This is a genomic window from Burkholderia sp. Tr-20355, assembly GCF_017104685.1.
GTDB classification, from domain to species: Bacteria; Pseudomonadota; Gammaproteobacteria; order Burkholderiales; family Burkholderiaceae; genus Burkholderia; species Burkholderia seminalis.
This window is the reverse complement of the sequence record NZ_JAAGPK010000010.1, coordinates 80,199-100,673: the sequence shown is the minus strand read 5'-3', so window position 1 is coordinate 100,673 and position 20,475 is coordinate 80,199. Positions and strand designations below refer to the sequence as shown.

Genomic DNA, 20,475 nt, shown 5'->3' with positions numbered 1-20,475 from the left:
GCGGCGGCCGGACCGGCGGGCGCTTCCGATTGCGGCGCCGGTGCGGGTGCCGGCGCCTGGGCCGGTGACTGCGGTGCGGCGGCTGCGCCGTTCGCGGGTGGCGTGCCTGCCTTGCGAACCCCGCCGCGGCCTTCCATGTTGCCGGTCGCATAGACGTCGGCTTCGTTCGGCTTCGAGAAGCTGTCGGTCGGCAGCGCGACGTCCGCGGTCTGCAGCGGCTTCACCAGGTGCGGCGTGATCAGGAAGATCAGCTCGGTGCGATCCTGCTGGAACGACGTGCTGCGGAACAGCGCGCCGAGCACCGGCACTTCGCCGACACCCGGGATCGCCTTCAGCGCACCGGTCGCGTTGTCCTTGATCAGCCCGCCGATCGCGAACGATTCGCCGTCGCTCATCTGCACCGTCGTCGACGCGCGCCGCGTCGTGATCAGCGGCAGGATCGACGTGCCGCCGATGTTGGTCGCGCTCAGCGTGACGCCCGTCTGCGACAGCTCCGACACTTCCGGCGCGACCTTCAGGCTGATCCGGCCGTTCGCGAGCACCGTCGGCGTGAACTTCAGCGCGACGCCGAACTCCTCTTCCTGCAGCGTGATTGACGACGTGCCGTTGCCGCTGCTTTGCGGGATCGGGATGAAGATCTTGCCGCCCGCGAGGAACGTCGCTTCCTGGCCGCTGATCGTCACGAGATTCGGCTCCGCGAGGATCTTGACGAGGTTGTCGGTGTTCTGCGCGTCGGCCGCGATGCTGAACGGCTTGTTGTTCGCCTTGTTGAAGACGGCCCCGCTGGCGACGCCCGCGAGCAGGTTGCTGACCAGCGCGCCGCTCCACGAACCGAACCCGCCCTGGATGTTGAACGCGCTGCCCATCTGGTTGATCAGCGTCTTCGACACCTCGGCTACCTTCACCTCGAGCATCACCTGCTGCGGGGACGTGACGTTCAGCATGTTCAGCACGCCGCCGCCGCCCTTGCCGCCCGCGGCGGGATCGCCGGCGCTGTCGCCGTAGGCGCGGGCAATCTGCACGGCCTGCTGCGCGGCCTGCGAGCTCGACACGGTGCCCGCCAGCACGATCGTGCCGGCCGCGGTCGAGACGTGGATGTCGCGCTCGCCCGGCATCAGTTGCAGCAGCGACGCCTGCAGGCCGCCCGCATCCGCGCCGACCGCGACGTCGATCACGCGGCACGCGCCGCTCTTGCCCTGCACGATCATGTTGGTCGTGCCGACCGCGAGCCCGAGGATGTACAGCGTCTGCGGCGACACCATGGTGGCCTGCGCAACGGCCGGATTGCCGATCGTCCGATTGCGGACCGGCTCCGGCATCGGCACCAGCAGCGACTTGCCGAGCGGCACGCTGACGCTGGTCGACTCGCGCACGGCGCCGACGCAGTTCGGCCCGCGCAGCGGCCCCGCCGACGCGGCGGGCGCGGCGGCCGGCACCGGCCCCATGCTGATCGTCATCTGCATCGGCCCCTTGCCGACCGCGGCCGGCGCGCTGGCGCCGCCCTTCGTCAGCGCGGCCGACTCGACGCCTTCCTGCGCGAGTGCGCCATAAACGGTCAGCCATCCCGAACAGAGGATCGCGGCCATCATCGTGCCCCGTGCGACGCGCGTCCGCAGTGGGCCGGTACCTGTGCATTGCGGTTTGATCTTCATTTCGTCTGATCCCCCGAGAGGCCGGCGCCGTGCCGGTTATCGACTTCCCAGGCCGCCGCGCATGGCCGGCGGCCAATCTGTTGGTCTGGCTGGTTTGATCTGCTTCAGAAACACTCGACGCTGCCCTTCACGCCCGTCAGCACGCCGACGCAGTCGCGCCGTGCTTCCGGCGCCGCGTGCGATGCGACGTGCACGCGCACCGGCCGCACGTGGGCGGGAGGCGGCGGCGCGTCGGGCACGGGTTCCTTGCCCAGCAGCGTCAGCTTGGTCGCGCCGCCGGTGTTCAGCGTCTTCTGGTCGACCTGGTTGCGCAGCACGAGCGACAGCGTGCCGACGCTGCGCGCGAGGTCGAGCCGTTCGGCCTGGTCGGGCGTGACTTCCAGCGTCACCGCGTTCACGACCTTCGGTGCGGTGTCGTCGCGGCTGACCTGCTGCGCGACGGCCAGCACGAGGATGTGTTCGAGCACGATCTTGGAGATGCTCTGCCCGTCGGTCTTGCCCTGTTGTTCCTGCGTGTTGACGATCACGTCGACGTAGTTGCCCGGCAGCGCGAAGCCCGCGACGCCGACCACGTCGTTCACGCGCACCGTGATCGCGCGGCTGCCGTCGGCGATCACCGCGGACAGGCCGCCCTTGGTGCCGACGGGCGCGAGCTTCGACTCGATCACCGGCTCGCCGCGCGCGAGGCTGGTGCGCACGACGCGCCCTTCGAGCGCCTTCGTGTCGGTGAACGCGCCGGTCGGCACGCTGCCCGCCGGCCAGCTGACCATGTGGATCTGGTTCGGCCCGAGCGGTTCGCCCAGGTTCAGGTCGGTGGTGGCCACCGCGACCGGCGTGACCGAACTCGTGGATGTCTGCACCAGCCAGTGGGACGCGAAGACGACCGCGGCAAGACCCGCGACCATCGCGACGACCAGCATCATGACCGCTCGACTGTTTTTCATGGCAATGCTCCTCGACGAATCGTGAAAGGATCGGCTCAGCCGGTAATGAACGTGCGGCCGCCGCGCTCGATGGGCGGCGGATGGCCGCCGTCACGTTCGGGGGCCGCGCCGAAATAGCTCGCCCAGGCGTCGTACAGCGCGTCGTGCGTCACTTCGGGCGGATCGCCGCGATACCGCGCGCCGGCGGCCACGAGTCGCAGCAGGTCCGCCGGGAAACAGGCGAGAAACGCCTTGCCGGTCGGCAGGTGCAGCCGATGCAGCAGGTAATCGAAGGCATCGCTCGCCGACACCAGCCCGAGCGACGCGCAGGCCGCTTCGTACACGGCACGGTAGTCGTCGATCGACATCGGGCCGACATGCAGCTTCGATCCGAGGCGGCGCAGGAACGCGTCGTCGCAGAACTGTTCCGGCGCCAGGTTGCTCGAGAACACCGGCCACACGTCGAACGGCATCACGAAGCGGTTGCCGGATTCGAGCGTCATGAAATCGACGCCGCGGTCGAGCGGGCGCAGCCAGCGATTGAGCAGGTCGCGCGGCTCGACGCGCTGGCGGCCGAGATCGTCGACAACGTACATGCCCATGTTGGCTTTCATGTGCGGGGGCGCCTGGTAGAAGCCGGCGGCCTCGTCGCGGCGCAGGTCGAGCTCGTCGAGCGTCAGCTCGCCGCCCGACATCACGACCGGCCGCGCGCACAGGCGCCAGCGACGATCGACCGACCGGCTGCCGGGCGACTGCCCCGCCTCGACATGCACGAGCGGGTCGTAGACCTGGATCACTTCGCCGGCCGCGCAGATCGCATGCGGCACCGGCACGCGGCCGTGCATCAGCGAGCCGAGCCGCTCGGCGAGGAAGGTCTTGCCGCTGCCGGCCGGGCCGTAGATCAGCAGCGGACGGCCGGCGTTCAGCGCCGCGGCCGCCGCATCGAGCACCGACGTGTCGATCACGATCCCTTCGAACGCGGCCCACACGTCGCTCTGGCCGATGTGCAGCTTGCGGACCGAATGCGCGCTCACGCATTTGAGATACGCGTCGAGCGTCACCGGCGCGGGGCCGCTGTAGCCGCTGCGTGCCCGTTCCTCGAGCGCGAGCACGCGGCCCGCGTCGGTCAGGCGGAACGTCACGTCGAGATCGGTCGCGCCGCGATGGGTCAGCTCGACGAGATGCTCGCGCACCAGGAACGCGAAGACCTCGTCGAGCACCGCGAGCGGCAGGCAGTGCCGCTCGACCAGGTCGCCGTACGACGGGCGGCCGAGTACCAGCGTCGACTTCAGCACGAGCCCGGCGACGAACGTCATGCTCAGCCCGGTTTCCTCGAGCGTGCGCGGCGCCGCCGGCAACTGCGTGCCCAGTTTCGTATGGGCCTCCCGCGACGGCAACGGATCGGGCAGGTGCGCCACCTGCGCGTCGCGTCTCGGTTCGGTATGGTTCGTGTTCATGATCGCTCCGTCCTCGTTGCCTGTGCGTCGCACTATGCGCACGACGCGAACAACATGCCCAGCGTGCCGGCCGCGATCGCGACGCCATACGGCAGCGTGCCGACCGAGGCGATTTCCGCGGAGCCGCCGGCGGCCTCCGCGTGCGCCCCCTGCGAACGGCGCGCGATCAGCACGCGGACGTTCGCCAACATCTGGCGCATCCGGCCGCGCAACAGCGCGAACGCAACGGCGCCGATCCCGCCGGCCAGGAACGTGGCCAGCACGATGTAGAACGTCATTTCCGCCCCGACCCACGCGCCGATCGCGAGCATCAGCTTCACGTCGCCGGCCGCCATTCCGCGCAACAGGTAGAACGGCAGCAGCAGGCCGAAACCGGTCGCGGCACCGGCGAGCCACGCGAGTGCGCCGGCCGGCAAGCCGTGCAGCATGCACTGCGCAACCAGCGCGCCGACGAGCCCGACCGCGACGAGACGGTTCGGAATGCGGCGAGACGCGATATCCGTGCTGGCCGCCGCCACCGCGAGCAGCGTCACGCACAACGGAATCGGGTAAGGCGGCGCAACAGGTAGCATGGCGAACCTCTCGGGTCGAATTCGTCGAATCAGGAAACCATAACCAGCGCGGTGGTGACCGCGGCCGTCACGGCCGCTGCAATCACCTCGTACGTATCGGCAAGCGAGCCTTTCAGCGTGACGACGCTGCCGAGCACCGCGGTGGCGAACATCGCCGCGAGCAACGCGTATTCGATCGACGTCACGCCCTGCTCGTCGACGATCCAGCGACGAACGGCACGCATCGTGGCTGCCATGATGGTCTCCGGTTCCAGGTTGACTGAATGGCCGGGGACGGCTCGAGCACTGCACCGGCCGAGCCGTCCGCGGCACGGTCCATCAGATACCGGCAACCGCGGAATCCAGGTCGGCCGCGATCGTGCTGAACACGGTCTTCAGGTCCTTCCCGATGGTCGACAGCGCCAGGATGATGCCGACCGCGATCAGTGCGGCGATCAGGCCGTATTCGATGGCGGTCACGCCATCTTCGTCGCGAACGAAACGGCCGGCTTGTTGAATGAACTTGGACATGGTGAATCTCCTTTCGTGGTGACTTTCAAAACCCTCGAGCACCGGCTGGTCGGATGACCGTGCATCGATACGTCGAGGCAGGTTGTTGATGCCGTGTGGTGCCGACGAACGAAGCGGACGAGCCGTTCGCCGTACCGTCCATCAGATGCCCGCTACTATCGAGTCCAGATCCGCCGCGACCGTGCTGAACACCGTCTTCAGATCCGTACCGATCGTCGTCAGCGCGACGACGATGCCGATCGCGATCAGCGCGGCGATCAGGCCGTATTCGATGGCCGTCACGCCTCGCTGATCCTGGATCAACCAAGCGATCTTTTCGATGACTCTTGACATGAGTACTCTCCTTTCGGACTGCTATTGAATTCCCTTCGTCGATCGCGACGTCGGGGACGGGCACCACCGGCACTACAAGAAAATCGAAACGCGACGCTCAGCGGCGGGAACGGGGATGCACACCGTCGTCCGTGCGAACGGGAATCAGTGAAGCGGAGCGCGAGAGAGGCGGATGCGGAGCGACCATCCGGATGAACCGGGCTGGCCGGGCGACCGGAACGGCACGACGGCCATTCGACGCATGGAATCCAGTTGACCGGGAAACGAATGCCCGGCAAATCCGCAATATGTTTTTAACGCGGATTGCGAGCCGCGATGTGCTGTGTTCTTTCATTTTTATTCCCCGTCTGCTGCCATGCCGATGTCTTATTGCCCTGAAGATTCCGGGTCTGATAAGTCGATCGACGATCGTTTGCGCGGTTCGTCGACCTGGCGCTGTGTATTCCCCTGCGCGCTCCGGTCATTTTTTCCGCATGTGGCGCCGAGGCCGGTTCCATGTGTCTGCCTTCAGAACCGCCGGTCGCCACATCGTCGACTGCCGTGCCAACGCTTACGCAAAGAGCAGGCCATGCTCACCGAAATCGAGGCGTGTCAAGGGTTCCAGCGATGTCGGCATTCCCCTGACCCAGGCCCGATGACCGATATGTTTCAAATTTGAACGATCCGGGGACGCCGGTGCGGCTGGTCCGAATGTCGGTCGTCGCGCTGCACAAAGGCCGGAAAAAATTTCGTTGGGACTTTCCCGGACGCGGTAAGCCGGTCGCGTGCCGCGCGTTCGGCGGGCTGCAACGCCGGTAAAAATCGCGGAATGTTTCACGCCGGAAACATGAAACCCGATCGCGTGGATTTCTCATACCTGAAAACGGGGTTTTCAAGCCCGTTATTCGACAGTCCCCATATCGTCTGCCAGTGCGTGGTTTGCATCGCGCGATTTTTTCTTCAACAATGAATTCACCGGACAACGCGGTTTCAACGCGATTCGATCCGCAGGCACGACAACATCAGACGGCCGCGACAGACCACGCAGCCACCACGACATACGGGGCATCATGTACACAGCCAATCGTGAAACGCGCGATCGCGCCGTCCGCTGCGCTCAATGGCTGACGGCGGACCGGATCATTCCGTACAGCTGCATCATGCTGATGCTCTTCGCCGCGCTGCTGGTGGTGTGGGGCGTCGTGACCGACGGCTTCACGTCGAGCGCAATCGCCCGTCCGGGCACCGACTTCTCGGTCTTCTGGACTGCTTCCCATCTCGTGTTGCAAGGCCATGCCGCATCGGCCTACGACCCGTCGTCATTCGTGCAGGCCGAGTTCGCGCACTTCGGTGCGTTTCTTCAACACCGGCCGCTTCCCTGGCTCTATCCGCCGACGATGCTGCTGTTCATCGCGCCGGTTGCCCTCGTGCCTTTCCTGCCCGCTTACTTCCTCTTTTTCGCGGGCAGTCTTTTATGCTATGCGTTCGCCGTCTCGAGGCTGTCGGGATTGCGCGCGCACCTTCCCGTGCCGCGCGCCGCGGCGCTCGTCGTGGTCGCGTACTCGGCCGTGTGCATGTCCGCGCTGTTCGGGCAGAACAGCATCCTGACCGCCGGCCTCGCCGCGCTGGCGCTGCACCTGCTCGGCAAGCGCCCCGTCGTGGCCGGCGTGCTGATCGGCCTGCTCGCGATCAAGCCGCAACTGGCCGTGGTGTTCCCGTTCGTGCTGATCGCGACACGCGCCTGGCGCACGTTCGCGGCGGCGGCGATCAGCGCGGCGCTGTTCGCGGCGGCCGGTGTCGCACTGGCCGGCCCGGCCGCCCTGCACGGGTTGTCGCATGCGATGTCGACGGTACGCGAGCAGCACTTCATGCTCGCGTCGTACTGGCTCGCGTCGCCGACGCCGTTCGCCGCGTTGCGGCTCGCGGGCGCACCGGTGGCCGCCGCGCTCGCGGCACAGGCGGCGGTAGCCTTGCTCGCGATCGCCGCGGCCATCGGCGTGTGGCGCCGTACGCGCGACATGCGCCTGCGCGGCGCGGTGCTGGCGGTCGCCACGCTGCTGACCACGCCGTATCTGTGGAACTACGAACTGACGTGGCTCGGCATCGCGGTCTTCTGCCTGATCGCGCATGGTCTCGACGAGGGCTGGCTGCCGGGCGACCAGGGCATCCTCGTGCTCGCGTGGCTGCTGCCGATCTTCGAGATGCTGAACCGGCTGATGAAGCTGCCGCAGATCGGGCCGATCGTGCTGCTCGCGGTGCTGTTCGTCGTCGTGCGCCGCACGGCGCTCGCATCCGGGAGCGCACGATGAAAACGCCTGCGTTCGCCCGTCACCTGCATGCATCCGTCGACGTGCATCCGGAGCTGCCGATCGCCGGCCCGCGCCGCTACCCGCACTGGCTCAATCGCGACCGCGTGCGCCTCTACGCGGCCGCCGCGCTGCTGACCGAACTGCTGTTCATCGTGATCTACGTGACGCGCGTGCTCCTGTCGCACAACGGCGCGCTGGAACCGCTGTCGCAGGACTTCTCGCCGATCTGGAGCGCCGCGTGGCTCGCCGCGCACGGCCACGGCGCCGACGCGTGGCATTTCCCCGCGCTGTTCGCGGTCCAGAAGCTGGCCGTCCCGACGATGACGCTCGCGGGCGGCGCGCTGCCGTGGCTTTATCCGCCGACGATGCTGCTGCTCGTGCTGCCGCTCGGCTGGCTGCCGTACACGCTTGCGCTCGTGCTGTGGCTCGCCGTCACGTATGCGCTGTTCGCCGCGACGATCCACGCGATCGTCCAGCGCGATGCCGCCTGGCTGTGCGCGCTCGCGTTCCCGGGTGCATTCCTCACCGTGATCGTCGGCCAGACCAGCCTCTTCACCGCGATGCTCGCCGGCGTCGGCCTGCTCGCGCTGAACCGCCGGCCTGCGGTGGCGGGCATCTGCTTCGGCTTGCTGACGATGAAGCCGCAGCTCGCGGTGCTGTTCCCGCTCGCGCTGCTGTGCGCGGGCCAGTGGCGCGCGCTGGCCGCGTGGGCCGCGACGATCGCCGGCAGCGTCGCGCTCGCGACACTCGCGTTCGGCATCGGCCCGTGGATCACGTTCGCGCACGTGATCGGCAACGTCTACGCGGTCGTCGGCACCGGTCACGCGAAGCTCGCGCGCATGCCGTCCGTGTTCGCGCTCGCGACGATGGCCGGCTGGCCCGTGCTCGTCGCGCGCGGCCTGCAACTGCTGTCGGCCGCGGCAGCCGCGATCGCCGTCGTCTACGCATGGCGCGGCGCGTGCTCCTATGCGCTGCGCGCCGCGACGCTCGTATGCGCGTGCCTGCTCGTCAGCCCGTATTTGTACGACTACGACCTGACCTGGTATGGCCTCGTGATCGCGTGGTACGCCCGCTATGCGTGGACCCACGGCTGGCGGCGCTTCGATCGCGAATGGCTGATGCTGCTGTGGCTGATGCCGTTCGCCGGTCTCGCGGTCATGCCGCATCTGCCGTTCCAGTTCATGCCGCTCGTCACGCTGGCGTCGCTCGCGCTGCTCGTCGGCCGGATCGCGCAGGAAAGACACGACGTGCCGTCGATGCCCGACGCGCACGACCACTCGACCGATACCGGATTCACGCATCCGGTCCGGCCGCACCACCGCCCGGCGTACGGAATGCGCCGCACCGGCCGCCCGACCATCGGCGCCGACCGGTGACGCGACATGACAAGGGGAGTCATCATGCGGGAACCACGCTACACACCGCTCGTTTCGCTGGTTGTGCCGTTCTATAACGAAGGCGAGGCCGTCGAGCGCTTCTTCGACGTCGTGATGCCGTTGCTGACGGCCATCGACGCGATCCGCTTCGAGATCGTCTGCGTCAACGACGGCAGCCGCGACGACACGCTCGAGCGCCTGGTCCGGATCGGCACCACCGAGCCGCGCGTGCGCGTGATCGACCTCACCCGCAACTTCGGCAAGGAAGCGGCGTTGACGGCCGGCCTCGACGAAGCCACCGGCGACGCGGTGATTCCGCTCGACGCCGACCTGCAGGATCCGCCGAGCCTGATCCCCGTGATGATCGAGCACTGGCGCGACGGCGCGGAAGTCGTCGCGGCGAAACGCAGCAACCGCGCGTGCGATTCGTTCGCGAAGCGCACCGCCGCCGCGATCTACTACCGTGTGCACAACATGCTGTCGGACGTGAAACTGCCGGAGAACGTCGGCGATTTCCGGCTGATGGATCGCCGGGTCGTGAATGCGCTGCGCAGCCTGCCCGAGCGGCACCGTTTCATGAAGGGGCTGTTCGCGTGGGTCGGCTACAAGACCGTGATCGTCGAGTACCAGCGCGACCCGCGCAGCGCCGGGCACTCGAAGTTCTCCGGCTGGAAGCTGTGGAATTTCGCGCTGGAAGGCATCACCAGCTTCAGCACGGTGCCGCTGCGCAGCTGGACCTACATCGGCGTCGGCATCGCCGCGCTCGCGTTCCTGTACGGCACGTTCATCATCTTCCGCACGCTGCTGTTCGGCAATCCGGTGCTCGGCTACGCGTCGCTGATCTCGGTCACGCTGTTCATTGGCGGCATCGAACTGATCGGGATCGGTGTCGTCGGCGAATACATCGGGCGAATCTACGACGAGTCGAAGCAACGGCCCGTCTACCTGATCCGCCGCCGCTACCAGGTGCACGCCAAGGTGATCGAGCTGCCGGTGGCGCGCGACGCGCGCCGCCAGGCCGCCCGCCGCCGCACGCAGCCGACCCGCGCGCGGATCGGCGCCCGCTGACACATGCGCGCCGCCATGATCGACCTGCTCCACGCCGAACGCACGCGGCTCGTGCGCTTCGGCGTGTCCGGGCTGTGCTCGACCGCGCTCCACACGCTGATCGCCGCGGCGATGTTCGCGCTGTTCGACGCGACGCTGGTGGCCGCGAACGCGGTCGCCTTCCTGTGCGCGACCGCGTTCTCGTATCTCGCGAATACGCTGTGGAGCTTCGCGTCGACGGTGCGCACGCGCAACCTGGTGCGCTTTCTCGCGGTCACGCTGGTCGGCTTCGTCGAGACGATGCTGCTGGCGCGCGGCGCCGAAGCACTCGACCTGTCGCGCGGGATGAGCATCGTCGCGATCGCGCTGCTGATCCCGCCGACGACGTTCGTGCTGCACCGGCTGTGGACCTACCGGTAAACGGCCCGCCGGCGTTTCCTCCTCCCCGCCGATAATCGGTCAAACGATTAACAGATTCAATGTCGCCATATTTATGTGGCGTATCGAATCGATTGATTCCGATTTTAAAATTACTAATCGATTTAATCATAACGACCTGTTTACTTTTACAGCTTCCATAATTAACCGAACGGGATAATCTGCATTCGCCGTCGCTTCAGCACCTGCCGCCTCCGGAGCAAATCCTTGCGGCACAAGGCGATGGCGGCCGCACGAAGCAATTCGCGCAACGATAAGTCCCATTACTTCAAACGGGAGCTTCCATGTCACGCGTTACCGATGTGCTCGTTTCGTTCGATACCGAAACCATTCTCAAAAAATATCCGAATCCCAGCAAAAACCCGGCCGCTCCGACGCTGATCGACTGGCGTTATGTTTATATGGTGACCAACCAGGACAACGTCATCTCCGGGCAGGCAGGCGGCGAGCTCGATCTGAAAGCGCAGGTCGGCGACCTGATCCGCTGGCGTGAAACGAGCCTGTCGCTGGGCTTCGAGAACCAGGTGGTGTTCTACAAGTTCATCGGCAACGTCGGCAACGACCTGATCTCGACGCCGACGCCGCGGGTGGCGGAAGCGTCGATCCCGGTGCCGAACACCAGCAAGCCGGAAGTGCCGACGTGCCAGAAAGTCGCGAACTACTACTGGTCGTCGGAATGCCTGAAGGTCGGCCGCGTGACCTACCACTTCCAGTTCCAGATCATCGATCGCAACTGCCAGAGCCAGGGCTGCTTCTCGTGGGATCCGTTCATCTCGATCCATAACTGATCGCGGCAGGCGGGCGGCCGCGCGACGGCTGCCCGTGCCGCCCCCTTGTTGCGCAGGAGGTGCTCATGTCTGGTCTTCGTTGCGATGTGCTCGCGGTCGTCGACGCCGTCACGCTGCTGTCGGCCCACCCCGATGCGAGCCGGAACGCCGATGCGCCGACCGTGATCGACGGCCGGCACATCTACGTGTTGAGCCCGGGCGACGCCGGGCAGGTCGGCCACAACGACAACCGGCTGTTTGCCGGCCTGTCGCCCGGCGACGAGCTTCATCTGCGCGAAACCGCGCTGGCGCTGCGCGCGGAGCTGAGCGTGCTGTTCGTCCGGTTCGCGTTGAAGGACGCCGGCATCGTCGCGCCGATCGAAGCGGAAGTGCGCGATGCCGCCAAGCCGGTGCCGGACGGCGACGACCTGCTTCATCCGTCGTGCCGGCCGATGAAAGACCACGTGTGGCGCAGCGAGGTGCTGGCGGCCGGCACCACCGCCTGCACGGCCGATTTCGCGGTGCTCGATCGCGACGGCGCGGTGTCCGGTTACTTCCGCTGGGAAACGACGATCGAGATCGCCGGCAGCCGGCCCGACACGAAGCAGCCCGGTTTCCAGCCGTCGTCCGACCGCAACGGCAGCTTCACGCTGCCGCCGAATACCGATTTCAAGGCGACCTTCTACGCGAATGCCGCCGACCGGCAGGACCTGAAGCTGTTCATCGACGACGCACCGGAACCGGCCGCGTCGTTCGCGGGCAACGGCAACGACGGCGTCAGGCAGTTCACGCTGAACTCGCGCGGCGGCAGGATCCGGATCGACGCGTCGGCCAACGGCCGGCCATCCGCGACCGATGCGCGGCTCGCGCCGCTGTCCGCCGGCCATACCGTCTGGCTCGGCTGGCTCGGCGCCGAAGACGGCGCCGACCGCGACTACAACGACGGGATCGTGATCCTGCAGTGGCCGATCGCGTGAGCGGCGCGGCACATCCAGTACACCTGATCGTCGCACTTTCCGCCCGCACGCGCCGCTCTTTCCACTCGAGCTCGGATCACCCGAGCGGAAAATACGTGACGTCGAGGGCGGGCGGCGCAACGGGCGTTTGCGACAGCAACGCATGAACCTGACCGCGATGGTGCGCGTGATGAAGGAAAAGATGAGAAAGGACCAGCCCGAGCGGTTTGCGCTGCGGCGTTCCGTCCATGCTCGTGTAGTTCACGTCGGCGTTCAGGTCGTTGCGCGCGACAGCGCCGACGATGCGCGCGAGCCGCTCGTCCTCGGCTCGCCGTTCGGTCCGCAGGCTGTCGAAATCGTCGCAGACGACAAAGTCCAGGGCCGGGATGGCGTGGCCCTCCCCGGAGAGCCGGCCGAGCCAGATGCGGTCCGTGGCAAGCAGATGATTGAGCGTATGGTGGATCGAGCCGAACGCGCATGCGCGTGGGAGAAAATACTCATCCGATGAAAGGCCGGCGCATGCCTGATACATGCGCTCATTCGCCCAGGCGGTCCAGCGCGCCAGCATCTCGAACTGATTCGTCATCGCCGTTCCCTTGTCTTTTGATTCCGTCCGGGTAATCTATGGGTCCGGATGGTCGCTGTCGATCGCGTTTTTCTTATCAGCTATAAGGTCTGATGATGCCCGTACGCCGTGATCCGCCCCAAACGCACTTGCTTCGGGCCTTCGAGGCGGTCGCCCGGCTGAAGAGCTTCAGGCAGGCGGCTGTCGAAATAGGCGTGTCGCAGAGTGCGATCAGCCAGCGCGTGGCCGCGCTCGAAACGCGCCTCGGGACGTGCCTGATCCATCGAGAGCAGGGCCGCTTCGCACTCACCCGTGATGGCCTGGCCTATCTGGCCACGGCGGAAGGCGTGCTGCGAACGCTCGCGAGAGCCGACAGCCGGCTCGCCGATCGCCGGGAAACGGTTCGCCTGTCCGTCGTTTCGTCGTTCGCGCACTGCTGGCTCGCTCCCCGGCTCGAAGCGCTGTCCCTGTCATTCGAAGACATCAGTCTCGAGGTGCACGTGTCGGACGAGATCGTCGCGATCGACGACGGCGAATTCGATCTCGCGATCCGCCTGCATCCGAAGGCGGGCATGCCGGGAGAACGGATGACGACAGCCGATGACGTGCTCGTACCGGTCCACGCGCCGGGCAGCCGGCCAAGCCCTGCGTGTCGCGCGGAGCCGTTCGCGGGGATGAGGTTGCTCGAGGACGACTGCAGCCGTCTCGGCGGATCGCGCCACCAGTCGTGGGACGCGTGGCATGAACTCAACGGATGCGAGATCCGGCAACCGCGCAGGCGGATCGTGTTCAACGACGCAGGGTTGATGATCGAGGCTGCTCGCCGCGGCGCCGGCGTCGCGCTCGCGCGCCAGTCGCTGGTTGCGGACCATCTGGCTGCCGGCGAGCTGGTGAAATTCGACGCGATGCCGCTCGCATGTCTCGCGCAAACATCGTTGATCCAACGACGCGCGAGCAGCCGCAGCCACGCGAGCCGGCGCGTCGCAAGCTGGCTGCTCGATGCCGTATCCGGCACGATCGCCTAGCATCGCTCGTCGAGGCTCGCGCGAGCGGCGCCCACCGTCGCACCGCGCTTCTCCGCCCGATCCGTCCAGCTCGAGCGGAGTGGCCGGCGCTCACCGCCCGGTCGGGCAATCGCGGCAATACAGCCGGCGCGTGACCGATCGGCGCACTGCCCCCAAAACGGCCTGCGCCGGCGGCGCATTCAATGCAACGGCGACCACGCCTCCGGCAACGCGATCGTCGACGTCGCCCTTTCGATCTGTTCCGGGCCGCCGGCCGGTGGCCAGAGACCCGCCGCGTAGTGCCGTTTTCTCAACGCCATCCGCTCTTCCAGACTCGAGAATCCCCAGATGTGCACGATACGCGGCGGTCCATCGAGCGCGTACATGTTGCAAACGAGATGCGACGTATAGTCTTTGGCCGGGCCCACCGCCCGTTCCCACGCGGAAATGGTCGGCGCGATACCGCCGGCTTTCAGCCAGTAGCGGCGAATCTCGTAGAAATCGCCGAATACCCGCGGTTCGATCTCGGGTAGAAAAGGAAACAGCGCATAGCTTTCCATCGTCAATCGAACGGACGCGCTTTCAATCCCGAAAGGTTGCCCGGCGCTCAAGGCCCGGTTGCGTTCGTGTTGCAATTCATCCGTCGTGTCGAAGCCCCTCAGCACGACGATCCGCGACAACTCGCCAATCTCCGTGCGCCATGCGCCCAGTAGCCTCCCTGGCGCGCCGGCATCGGATACCCAGCGATGCGCGCGGCGCGACACCCTATCCTGGTCTGTAAGCGGACACGACAACGTCGTGAGTTCATACAGCATGGCTGCCCTCCTTTCGCGTGGATGTCGCAATGTATGACCGAAGCGGCGGCCGATCAACGCGCGTCGCCTTGAAACAGAATCCAGTACCATTGCGCAATGGATCTCCTCAAGGCGATGGCCGTATTCGTCCGTATCGTGGAAACGGGTAGCCTGACCGCGGCCGCGCAAGCGTCCGATCTGTCGCCGACCATGGTCGGCAACTACCTGCAGGCGCTGGAAAGCCGCCTGGGCACGGTCCTCGTCCACCGCACGACGCGCAAGCAGAAAGTCAGCGCGTTCGGCCACGCCTACTACGCGCGATGCGTCGAAGTCCTCGGTCTGGTCGACGATACGGAGCGGCTGGCGCTCGATCATCTGCAGCAGCCGCGCGGGCGCTTGCGCGTGACGGCGCCCGTGGTGTTTACGAACGAGTGCCTGATTCCCGCGCTCCCGGACTATTACCGGCGCTACCCCGAGATCAAGCTCGATATCGTCGCCACCGATTCGCTCGCCGATTTGTTCGATGAAGGTTTCGAGGCAGCCATTCGCATCGGCGCGTTCGCCGGCGCGGACGTGGTCGCGCGTCCGCTCGCGCCGTACCGGCTGGTGCTCTGTGCATCGCCCGCGTACGTTGCCGAACATGGCGCACCGACCGCCCCGCACACGCTTGGCGAGCATCAATGCCTGACGTATGCCTATCCGCCTCGATCGGCGTGGCACGCGGCGCAATCGCGATGGATGCTCGAAGGTCCGGACGGGCCGATGAGCGTCGCCGTGGACGGCAGACTGAAGACCGACAGTGCGGATGCGTTGCGCCGGGCGGCATTGAGCGGGCTCGGTATCGCGATGCTTCCTTCGATGTTGATACGCGACGACATTCGCGAGCAGCGCCTCATCGAGATCCTGCCGGACTTCGCCGCTCCCGAACGATCGATGACGCTGCTTTATCTGCAAGAGACGCGGAAATCACCGAAGCTTCGCAGCTTCACCGAATTCGTGGTGGACCGCTTCGGCGTCGAAACGACGAATCGGGCCTGATACGGCTACCGCCCGGAAACCGCCGCGCGACGTCCTGTGTCGATCCCGAACGCCGAAGCCGCCGGTCAGGGCGCCGCACCGAACGGTCGAATCACGACGCCGCGCAGCCACCGGTCGCCGGCCTCGTGGTGATCGCGCGCCTGCCAATGCTGCCGTACCGCGAAGCCTTCGACCGGGACCGGGCAGGCATGAACCGCCAGGCCGCTCGCCTGAGCCAGGGTCTGGCCGACATGACGCGGCAACGCCGTGATCAGGTCGGTCGTCCGGACGATCGCCCCCAACCCGGGAAACCCGGCAACGCCAGCACGACCTCTCGCTCGGCAAGCCTATACAATCGGCACGATGCATCGAAGCCATGAAGCGCTGACCGACCACGCCCGTCCGCCACCATGAATGCACCCGCCGCCCCCTCCTCCGCGCCGCCGGTACTCGGCGTCTACCGGCACCCGGCCGACCCGTCCGCCGGACAATGGCTCGTCAGCCGCTCCGAGCGCGCGCACCTGTTCCGCATCCAGCATCACCGGCCCGACGGCAGCACGTCGGTCGATACCGTCGTCGATGCCGACAATCTCGACGCGAAGCTGCACAAGTGGCTTCGGGAAGGCTTCGTGCGGCGCGCGTCCGACGACCGCGCACCGCCCGCGCATCGCGACGGATTCATGCAGGACTTGCGTCGTGCGCATGCGTCGCGACCGGCCGCGGCCCCCGATGCGGCCCACCTCGTGCGCGTCGGCGGCGTGCCGATGCCGCGCGGCCCCGGCGGCCCGCTCGTACCGCCGCCGAATCCGGCCTACCTGTTTACCGCGCGGGCGACGAGCGCGCTCGAGGATGTCGTCGAGAACCGCCGCATCCTGCTGATCGGCCACACGGGCACCGGCAAGACGAGCCTGATCGAACAGACCGCCGCGCGGACCGGCCACGGCGTGCTGCGCTCGAACATGAACGGCCAGACGACAGTGGGCGACTTCGTCGGCTTCTGGACCGTCAAGGGCGGCGAGACGGTCTGGATCGACGGTGTGCTGCCGACCGCGATGCGCGAAGGACTGTGGCTCATCGTCGACGAGATCGACTTCGCGGAACCGGCGATCCTCGCGGTGCTGACCGCCGTGCTCGAGCCGGGCGGCAGCCTGCTGCTGAAGGAGAAAGGCAACGAGATCGTCGCCCCGCATCCGTCGTTCCGGCTGTTCGCGACCGCCAACGCGGTGGGCGCGATGGGACGGTTCCGCCACCTGTACCAGGGCGCCAACGTGATGAACGAGGCGTTCCTCGACCGCTGGCGCGTGTACCACCTCGACTATCTGCCGCCGGCCGACGAGGCGCACGTGCTGCAGCGGACCTTCGGCGCGGCGATGTCGCCCGCGATGGCCGACACGCTCGCCGCGATCGCGGCCGACTGCCGCGCCGCGTTCGTTCGCGAGGATCTGGCGAGCGCGTTCTCGACACGGCGCCTGCTCGACTGGGCCGAACTGATGCTGCGTACCGGCGACCCCGAAGCCGCCGCCGGCCCGACGATCTACGCGAAAGTCGACACGGAAGACGCCGACCTGATTCGCACCATCATCCGTCACTACATCGACGTGGACGGGTGAAGCCGATGAACCGGGACGACGACGCACGCGCGCAGCGTCTGGGCCGCCTCGCGCGCACGCTCGCGCAACGGCACGGCATCGACGTGCGGTTCGCGAGCCACGGCCCGGCCATCAAGCACGACGTGCTGGTGCTGCCCGACAGATGGCTCGCCGGCGAGATCGACGACGCTGCCCTCACCGGCTTCGTCGACCTGCATGCGGCGCGCCTGCGCTTCGGCGCCAGCGACACCGTGGCCGCGCTCGCATCGCCCGCCGTGCGCGCGCTCGCGCAGGCGATCGACGACCGCCGCGCAGCCGCGTGCCTCGTCGCGCGTTATCCCGGCGCGCAGGCGTTCCTGCGCCGGATGCGGACAGTGACCGGCGCCGATACGCTGCGCCGGTGGCCGCGCGTCGCATGGCGCGACAAGCTGCTGTGGCGCATCGAGCGCGCGTTGTGGGACGAGCGGCCCGCAGCCGTCGAGCGCCTGCCGTCGCTCGACGCGACGCTGGCCGCCTGCGACGATGTCGTCGACGAAGCGCGCGCCGCGACGTCGACGGCCGACAGCATCCGCGCGGCGCGGCGCATCGTCGAACGCGTGCGCGCGCTGGCGTCGGCCGGCGCCAACAACATGATGTTCACGGCCGATCCGGGCAGCACGATCGACAGCGACGCGATCGCCGCCGAGTTCGACCCGGACGGCCAGGGCGCGGCGGACGATGCGCGCGCGCCTGCCGCCGCCGAATCCGGCGCCGCGACGATCGCCGACACGGCAACGTCGACGCAACCGCCGACGCCGGGCGATGCGTCCGCCGGCGCGATCCGCCTGTCGACGGAGAACCGGCCGCTGCTGTCGGTCCCGCTGACCACCGCATTCGACACGGTGGCGGACTTCACCGGCCGCGGCGAACCGGCGCGCTGGCATCGTCTGCTCGGCGCGGCCCGCGCCCAGACCGGGGCGCTCAAGCGGCAGCTCGAACGGGCGCTGAAGGTGGACGAGCACACCCGCTGGAAGCGCGAACAGGAACGCGGCGATCTCGACCGTGCGGCGCTCGCCCGCGTCGCGACGTCCCCCGGCTACCGCACGCCGTTTCGCGTCAGGCGTGCGACGCCCGGGCGCGACGCGGCGGTCAGCCTGCTGATCGACTGCAGCGGCTCGATGGCGGGCAGCAAGATCGAACTCGCGACGCTCTGCGCGGCCGCGCTGTGCGACGCGCTGATTCAGCTCGGCTTCGCGTGCGAAGTGCTCGGCTACAGTTCCGCCGAGGATGCGGCGATGCGCGCGCACTACCAGCGCTGGATCGACGACGGTCACAGCACGTTCGGCTACAACCGGTTCGTCGAACGGCTCGACCTGCGGGTCTACAAGCGGTTCGATTCCGACAACCCGAGCGGCATCGCGTGCCTCGAATGCGGGCACGAGAATCCCGACGGCGAGGCATTGAGCTGGGCCGCGGAACGGCTGTTGTCGACGCGCGCACGCCGGCGCATCCTGATGGTGCTGTCCGACGGTTCCCCGGCCACCGGCGACGGCCACCCGGCGATCCTACGCACCGACCTGCACGCACGCGTCGACGCGTTGCGCGCACGGCGCGTCGAACTGATCGGCGTCGGCATTCTCGACGATGCGGTCGAGTCGTTCTATCCGGTCAGCCGCGTGGTCGAACATCTGAATGCGTTGCCGGGCGCGGCGTTCGCGGTTCTGAGCGACACGCTGCTGGATCGCCGGTAGCGCTGCGCGCGGCAGGGTGGAAGCGGACTTCGGCATTGCGGTTCGCACACAAGTCACATCGGACGGTTACCATTCCGCTTGGCCGGGTCGAATCGCCGCCGCGACGCAGGATCGCGTTTTTCCGTTGCATGCGCTCGGCCGCCCGGTTCCGCTGCGGTCGCGGGCGGCAGCACGAACCTTGCTCCGCAGCCGGTCGACTTTCATCCCGACGGCGAATCCGGCCGCCTCGCACTGCCGCGGCCGGCAGCCGGCAGCCGGCACGAAACTGCATATGCCCAGGAAACGATCCAGCCTCTGGCTGCGGCCTCTCGAACTCCTCTCAATCGCGACCGGTGCGCGGCCGAAGAAGGTGGCCGGCAGGGCGCGGCCGGCCGCCAAAAAGGCCGCACCGAAAGTCGCTTCCGCCAAGACGCCGCAAAAAGCCGCCGGGAAAATCCCTCGACGGGCCTCCACGCCGGCGGCCAGCGTCCGTTCCGCCAAGCGCACGCACACCGCGCATGCCGCACGCGCGGCGTCCGACACGCCGCCCGGCACGTGGCTGCGCTCGTTTCACTCCGCTGGCCCGAGCGCCGGCCGCCTCGTCAATCATCTTGCGTACGCGCTCTATCTTCCCGCCGCGCCGGCCGCGACAGCCGCGCTGCCGGTCGTCGTCATGCTGCACGGCTGCAAGCAGACCGCCGAATCGTTTGCAGCGGGCACGCGCATGTGCCGCCTCGCCGAGCGTGCGGGGTTCGCCGTGCTGTTTCCCGAGCAGGCCAAGACCGCGCATGCGCACCGCTGCTGGCACTGGCATGGTGATGCGACGCAGTCCGAAGCCGCGGCCGTCGTGTCGCTGGTCGATGCGATCGTGCGGCACCATGGCTTCGATCGCGACCGGATCTACGTGGCGGGCCTGTCGGCCGGCGCGGGGCTCGCGGCGGCACTGGCGATTCGGTATCCCGACCGTTTCGCGGCGGTGGGCCTGCACTCGGGGCCGGCCATTGCCCCGCCGTCGTCGGCGATGGCCGCGATGAGCCTGATGCGACGCGGCATCCGCGACGACCCGCTCGATGCGCTCGACGCCTGCGCCGACGTCGCGTCCTATCCGGGCATGCCGGCGCTCGTCGTGCACGGTGCGCTCGATACGGTCGTCACCGACCGGAACGCGACGCAGCTCGGCATCGCATTCGCGCGGCTCAACCGGCTCGTCGACGAACACGGCGCGATCCGCGTCGGCGAACAACACAGCTACGCGCGGGACGATGCCGCTTACGTCGATTATCTGAAGGCCGGGCGGCTCGTCGTCAGGGTGTGCATCGTCCACCGGCTGCCGCATGCATGGAGCGGCGGCGACCCGCGCGAGCCGTTCCATTCCGCGACGGGGCCGGACGCGAGCGCGATGTTCTGGCATTTCTTTCGTCGTCAGCGCCGCAAGCGACCGGCGTGACGCGCGACGTGCGCGGCGGGTTCCCGCGAGC

The 20,475-nt window shown here is 67.7% G+C and carries 20 protein-coding genes and 1 pseudogene; 11 read left to right on the top strand and 10 right to left on the bottom strand.

Annotated features, from left to right (window positions below):
- The 7 genes from G3N62_RS04295 to G3N62_RS04265 form a co-directional block, all read right to left on the bottom strand.
- Positions 1-1,652, bottom strand: a 1,652-nt coding sequence (locus G3N62_RS04295; RefSeq protein ID WP_206141145.1) for a type II and III secretion system protein family protein, incomplete at its 3' end; no start/stop codon positions are given.
- Between the two features lie 104 nt (positions 1,653-1,756).
- Complete coding sequence (gene cpaB, locus G3N62_RS04290) at positions 1,757-2,596, bottom strand: Flp pilus assembly protein CpaB (RefSeq protein WP_034191764.1); 840 nt, start codon at positions 2,594-2,596, stop codon at positions 1,757-1,759.
- A gap of 35 nt (positions 2,597-2,631) precedes the next feature.
- Positions 2,632-4,032 (bottom strand): ATP-binding protein, encoded by a 1,401-nt coding sequence (locus G3N62_RS04285; RefSeq protein WP_034191765.1) that lies wholly within the window; start codon positions 4,030-4,032, stop codon positions 2,632-2,634.
- Positions 4,033-4,064: 32 nt separating this feature from the next.
- The gene (locus G3N62_RS04280; RefSeq protein WP_124669436.1) at positions 4,065-4,604 is read right to left on the bottom strand and encodes a prepilin peptidase; all 540 of its coding nucleotides are present in this window, start codon (positions 4,602-4,604) and stop codon (positions 4,065-4,067) included.
- A 29-nt stretch (positions 4,605-4,633) separates the two neighbouring features.
- On the bottom strand, positions 4,634-4,840 hold the full coding sequence (locus G3N62_RS04275) for a Flp family type IVb pilin (RefSeq protein ID WP_059560787.1): 207 nt from the start codon (positions 4,838-4,840) through the stop codon (positions 4,634-4,636).
- 82 nt (positions 4,841-4,922) lie between these two features.
- Positions 4,923-5,114, bottom strand: coding sequence for a Flp family type IVb pilin (locus tag G3N62_RS04270; protein WP_034191768.1), 192 nt, complete (start codon positions 5,112-5,114; stop codon positions 4,923-4,925).
- A 141-nt stretch (positions 5,115-5,255) separates the two neighbouring features.
- Positions 5,256-5,447 carry a Flp family type IVb pilin gene (locus G3N62_RS04265; protein ID WP_124669435.1) on the bottom strand — a complete coding sequence of 64 codons (192 nt, stop codon included), beginning with the start codon at positions 5,445-5,447 and terminating at the stop codon, positions 5,256-5,258.
- Between the two features lie 1,049 nt (positions 5,448-6,496).
- Here G3N62_RS04265 and G3N62_RS04260 point away from each other — a divergent pair.
- The 6 genes from G3N62_RS04260 to G3N62_RS35835 all read left to right on the top strand — a co-directional run bounded on the left by G3N62_RS04260 (position 6,497) and on the right by G3N62_RS35835 (position 12,340).
- Positions 6,497-7,735, top strand: a complete 1,239-nt coding sequence (locus G3N62_RS04260; protein ID WP_124669434.1) for a glycosyltransferase family 87 protein — start codon at positions 6,497-6,499, stop codon at positions 7,733-7,735.
- Positions 7,732-9,111, top strand: coding sequence for a glycosyltransferase family 87 protein (locus G3N62_RS04255; RefSeq protein WP_124669433.1), 1,380 nt, complete (start codon positions 7,732-7,734; stop codon positions 9,109-9,111). The genes G3N62_RS04260 and G3N62_RS04255 overlap by 4 nt, the downstream gene beginning before the upstream one ends.
- A gap of 24 nt (positions 9,112-9,135) precedes the next feature.
- Entirely contained in the window at positions 9,136-10,179 is a 1,044-nt protein-coding gene (locus tag G3N62_RS04250; protein ID WP_059560781.1) for a glycosyltransferase family 2 protein, read from the top strand.
- A 15-nt stretch (positions 10,180-10,194) separates the two neighbouring features.
- Positions 10,195-10,578: a GtrA family protein gene (locus G3N62_RS04245; RefSeq protein ID WP_124669432.1), complete on the top strand. Its 384-nt coding sequence runs from the start codon at positions 10,195-10,197 to the stop codon at positions 10,576-10,578.
- Between the two features lie 302 nt (positions 10,579-10,880).
- Positions 10,881-11,384 (top strand): inclusion body family protein, encoded by a 504-nt coding sequence (locus G3N62_RS04240; RefSeq protein ID WP_006483191.1) that lies wholly within the window; start codon positions 10,881-10,883, stop codon positions 11,382-11,384.
- A 65-nt stretch (positions 11,385-11,449) separates the two neighbouring features.
- Positions 11,450-12,340: an AidA/PixA family protein gene (locus G3N62_RS35835; RefSeq protein ID WP_124669431.1), complete on the top strand. Its 891-nt coding sequence runs from the start codon at positions 11,450-11,452 to the stop codon at positions 12,338-12,340.
- Positions 12,341-12,416: 76 nt separating this feature from the next.
- Here the strand turns inward: G3N62_RS35835 and G3N62_RS04230 are convergent, their stop codons facing one another.
- On the bottom strand, positions 12,417-12,905 hold the full coding sequence (locus G3N62_RS04230) for a DinB family protein (RefSeq protein ID WP_124608322.1): 489 nt from the start codon (positions 12,903-12,905) through the stop codon (positions 12,417-12,419).
- A gap of 92 nt (positions 12,906-12,997) precedes the next feature.
- Between G3N62_RS04230 and G3N62_RS04225 the strand changes: the two genes are divergently transcribed.
- Positions 12,998-13,909, top strand: a complete 912-nt coding sequence (locus G3N62_RS04225; protein WP_124608323.1) for a LysR substrate-binding domain-containing protein — start codon at positions 12,998-13,000, stop codon at positions 13,907-13,909.
- Between the two features lie 179 nt (positions 13,910-14,088).
- On the opposite strand, the gene G3N62_RS04220 is transcribed toward G3N62_RS04225, so the two are convergent.
- Positions 14,089-14,703 carry an NIPSNAP family protein gene (locus tag G3N62_RS04220; protein ID WP_049030703.1) on the bottom strand — a complete coding sequence of 205 codons (615 nt, stop codon included), beginning with the start codon at positions 14,701-14,703 and terminating at the stop codon, positions 14,089-14,091.
- Positions 14,704-14,799: 96 nt separating this feature from the next.
- On the opposite strand from G3N62_RS04220, the gene G3N62_RS04215 reads away from it, so the two are divergent.
- Positions 14,800-15,720, top strand: a complete 921-nt coding sequence (locus G3N62_RS04215; protein WP_124669430.1) for a LysR family transcriptional regulator — start codon at positions 14,800-14,802, stop codon at positions 15,718-15,720.
- Positions 15,721-15,785: 65 nt separating this feature from the next.
- Here the strand turns inward: G3N62_RS04215 and G3N62_RS04210 are convergent.
- Positions 15,786-16,048, bottom strand: a pseudogene (locus G3N62_RS04210) (LysR family transcriptional regulator); the annotation flags it as partial.
- 61 nt (positions 16,049-16,109) lie between these two features.
- Between G3N62_RS04210 and G3N62_RS04205 the strand changes: the two are divergent.
- From G3N62_RS04205 to G3N62_RS04195, 3 genes are all read left to right on the top strand, one after another.
- A complete protein-coding gene (locus G3N62_RS04205) occupies positions 16,110-17,309 on the top strand; it encodes an AAA family ATPase (protein ID WP_124669429.1) in 1,200 nt (399 codons plus the stop codon).
- 5 nt (positions 17,310-17,314) lie between these two features.
- A complete protein-coding gene (locus G3N62_RS04200) occupies positions 17,315-19,018 on the top strand; it encodes a cobalamin biosynthesis protein CobT (protein ID WP_124669428.1) in 1,704 nt (567 codons plus the stop codon).
- Between the two features lie 271 nt (positions 19,019-19,289).
- Complete coding sequence (locus G3N62_RS04195; protein WP_124669427.1) at positions 19,290-20,444, top strand: PHB depolymerase family esterase; 1,155 nt, start codon at positions 19,290-19,292, stop codon at positions 20,442-20,444.
- The last annotated feature ends 31 nt before the right edge of the window (positions 20,445-20,475 follow it).

Coding starts and splice junctions, on each gene's coding strand:
- cpaB (WP_034191764.1), bottom strand. CDS start 2,596: ATGAAAAACAGTCGAGCGGTCATGATGCTGGTCGTCGCGATGGTCGCG.
- G3N62_RS04285 (WP_034191765.1), bottom strand. CDS start 4,032: ATGAACACGAACCATACCGAACCGAGACGCGACGCGCAGGTGGCGCAC.
- G3N62_RS04280 (WP_124669436.1), bottom strand. CDS start 4,604: ATGCTACCTGTTGCGCCGCCTTACCCGATTCCGTTGTGCGTGACGCTG.
- G3N62_RS04275 (WP_059560787.1), bottom strand. CDS start 4,840: ATGGCAGCCACGATGCGTGCCGTTCGTCGCTGGATCGTCGACGAGCAG.
- G3N62_RS04270 (WP_034191768.1), bottom strand. CDS start 5,114: ATGTCCAAGTTCATTCAACAAGCCGGCCGTTTCGTTCGCGACGAAGAT.
- G3N62_RS04265 (WP_124669435.1), bottom strand. CDS start 5,447: ATGTCAAGAGTCATCGAAAAGATCGCTTGGTTGATCCAGGATCAGCGA.
- G3N62_RS04260 (WP_124669434.1), top strand. CDS start 6,497: ATGTACACAGCCAATCGTGAAACGCGCGATCGCGCCGTCCGCTGCGCT.
- G3N62_RS04255 (WP_124669433.1), top strand. CDS start 7,732: ATGAAAACGCCTGCGTTCGCCCGTCACCTGCATGCATCCGTCGACGTG.
- G3N62_RS04250 (WP_059560781.1), top strand. CDS start 9,136: ATGCGGGAACCACGCTACACACCGCTCGTTTCGCTGGTTGTGCCGTTC.
- G3N62_RS04245 (WP_124669432.1), top strand. CDS start 10,195: ATGATCGACCTGCTCCACGCCGAACGCACGCGGCTCGTGCGCTTCGGC.
- G3N62_RS04240 (WP_006483191.1), top strand. CDS start 10,881: ATGTCACGCGTTACCGATGTGCTCGTTTCGTTCGATACCGAAACCATT.
- G3N62_RS35835 (WP_124669431.1), top strand. CDS start 11,450: ATGTCTGGTCTTCGTTGCGATGTGCTCGCGGTCGTCGACGCCGTCACG.
- G3N62_RS04230 (WP_124608322.1), bottom strand. CDS start 12,905: ATGACGAATCAGTTCGAGATGCTGGCGCGCTGGACCGCCTGGGCGAAT.
- G3N62_RS04225 (WP_124608323.1), top strand. CDS start 12,998: ATGATGCCCGTACGCCGTGATCCGCCCCAAACGCACTTGCTTCGGGCC.
- G3N62_RS04220 (WP_049030703.1), bottom strand. CDS start 14,703: ATGCTGTATGAACTCACGACGTTGTCGTGTCCGCTTACAGACCAGGAT.
- G3N62_RS04215 (WP_124669430.1), top strand. CDS start 14,800: ATGGATCTCCTCAAGGCGATGGCCGTATTCGTCCGTATCGTGGAAACG.
- G3N62_RS04205 (WP_124669429.1), top strand. CDS start 16,110: ATGAATGCACCCGCCGCCCCCTCCTCCGCGCCGCCGGTACTCGGCGTC.
- G3N62_RS04200 (WP_124669428.1), top strand. CDS start 17,315: ATGAACCGGGACGACGACGCACGCGCGCAGCGTCTGGGCCGCCTCGCG.
- G3N62_RS04195 (WP_124669427.1), top strand. CDS start 19,290: ATGCCCAGGAAACGATCCAGCCTCTGGCTGCGGCCTCTCGAACTCCTC.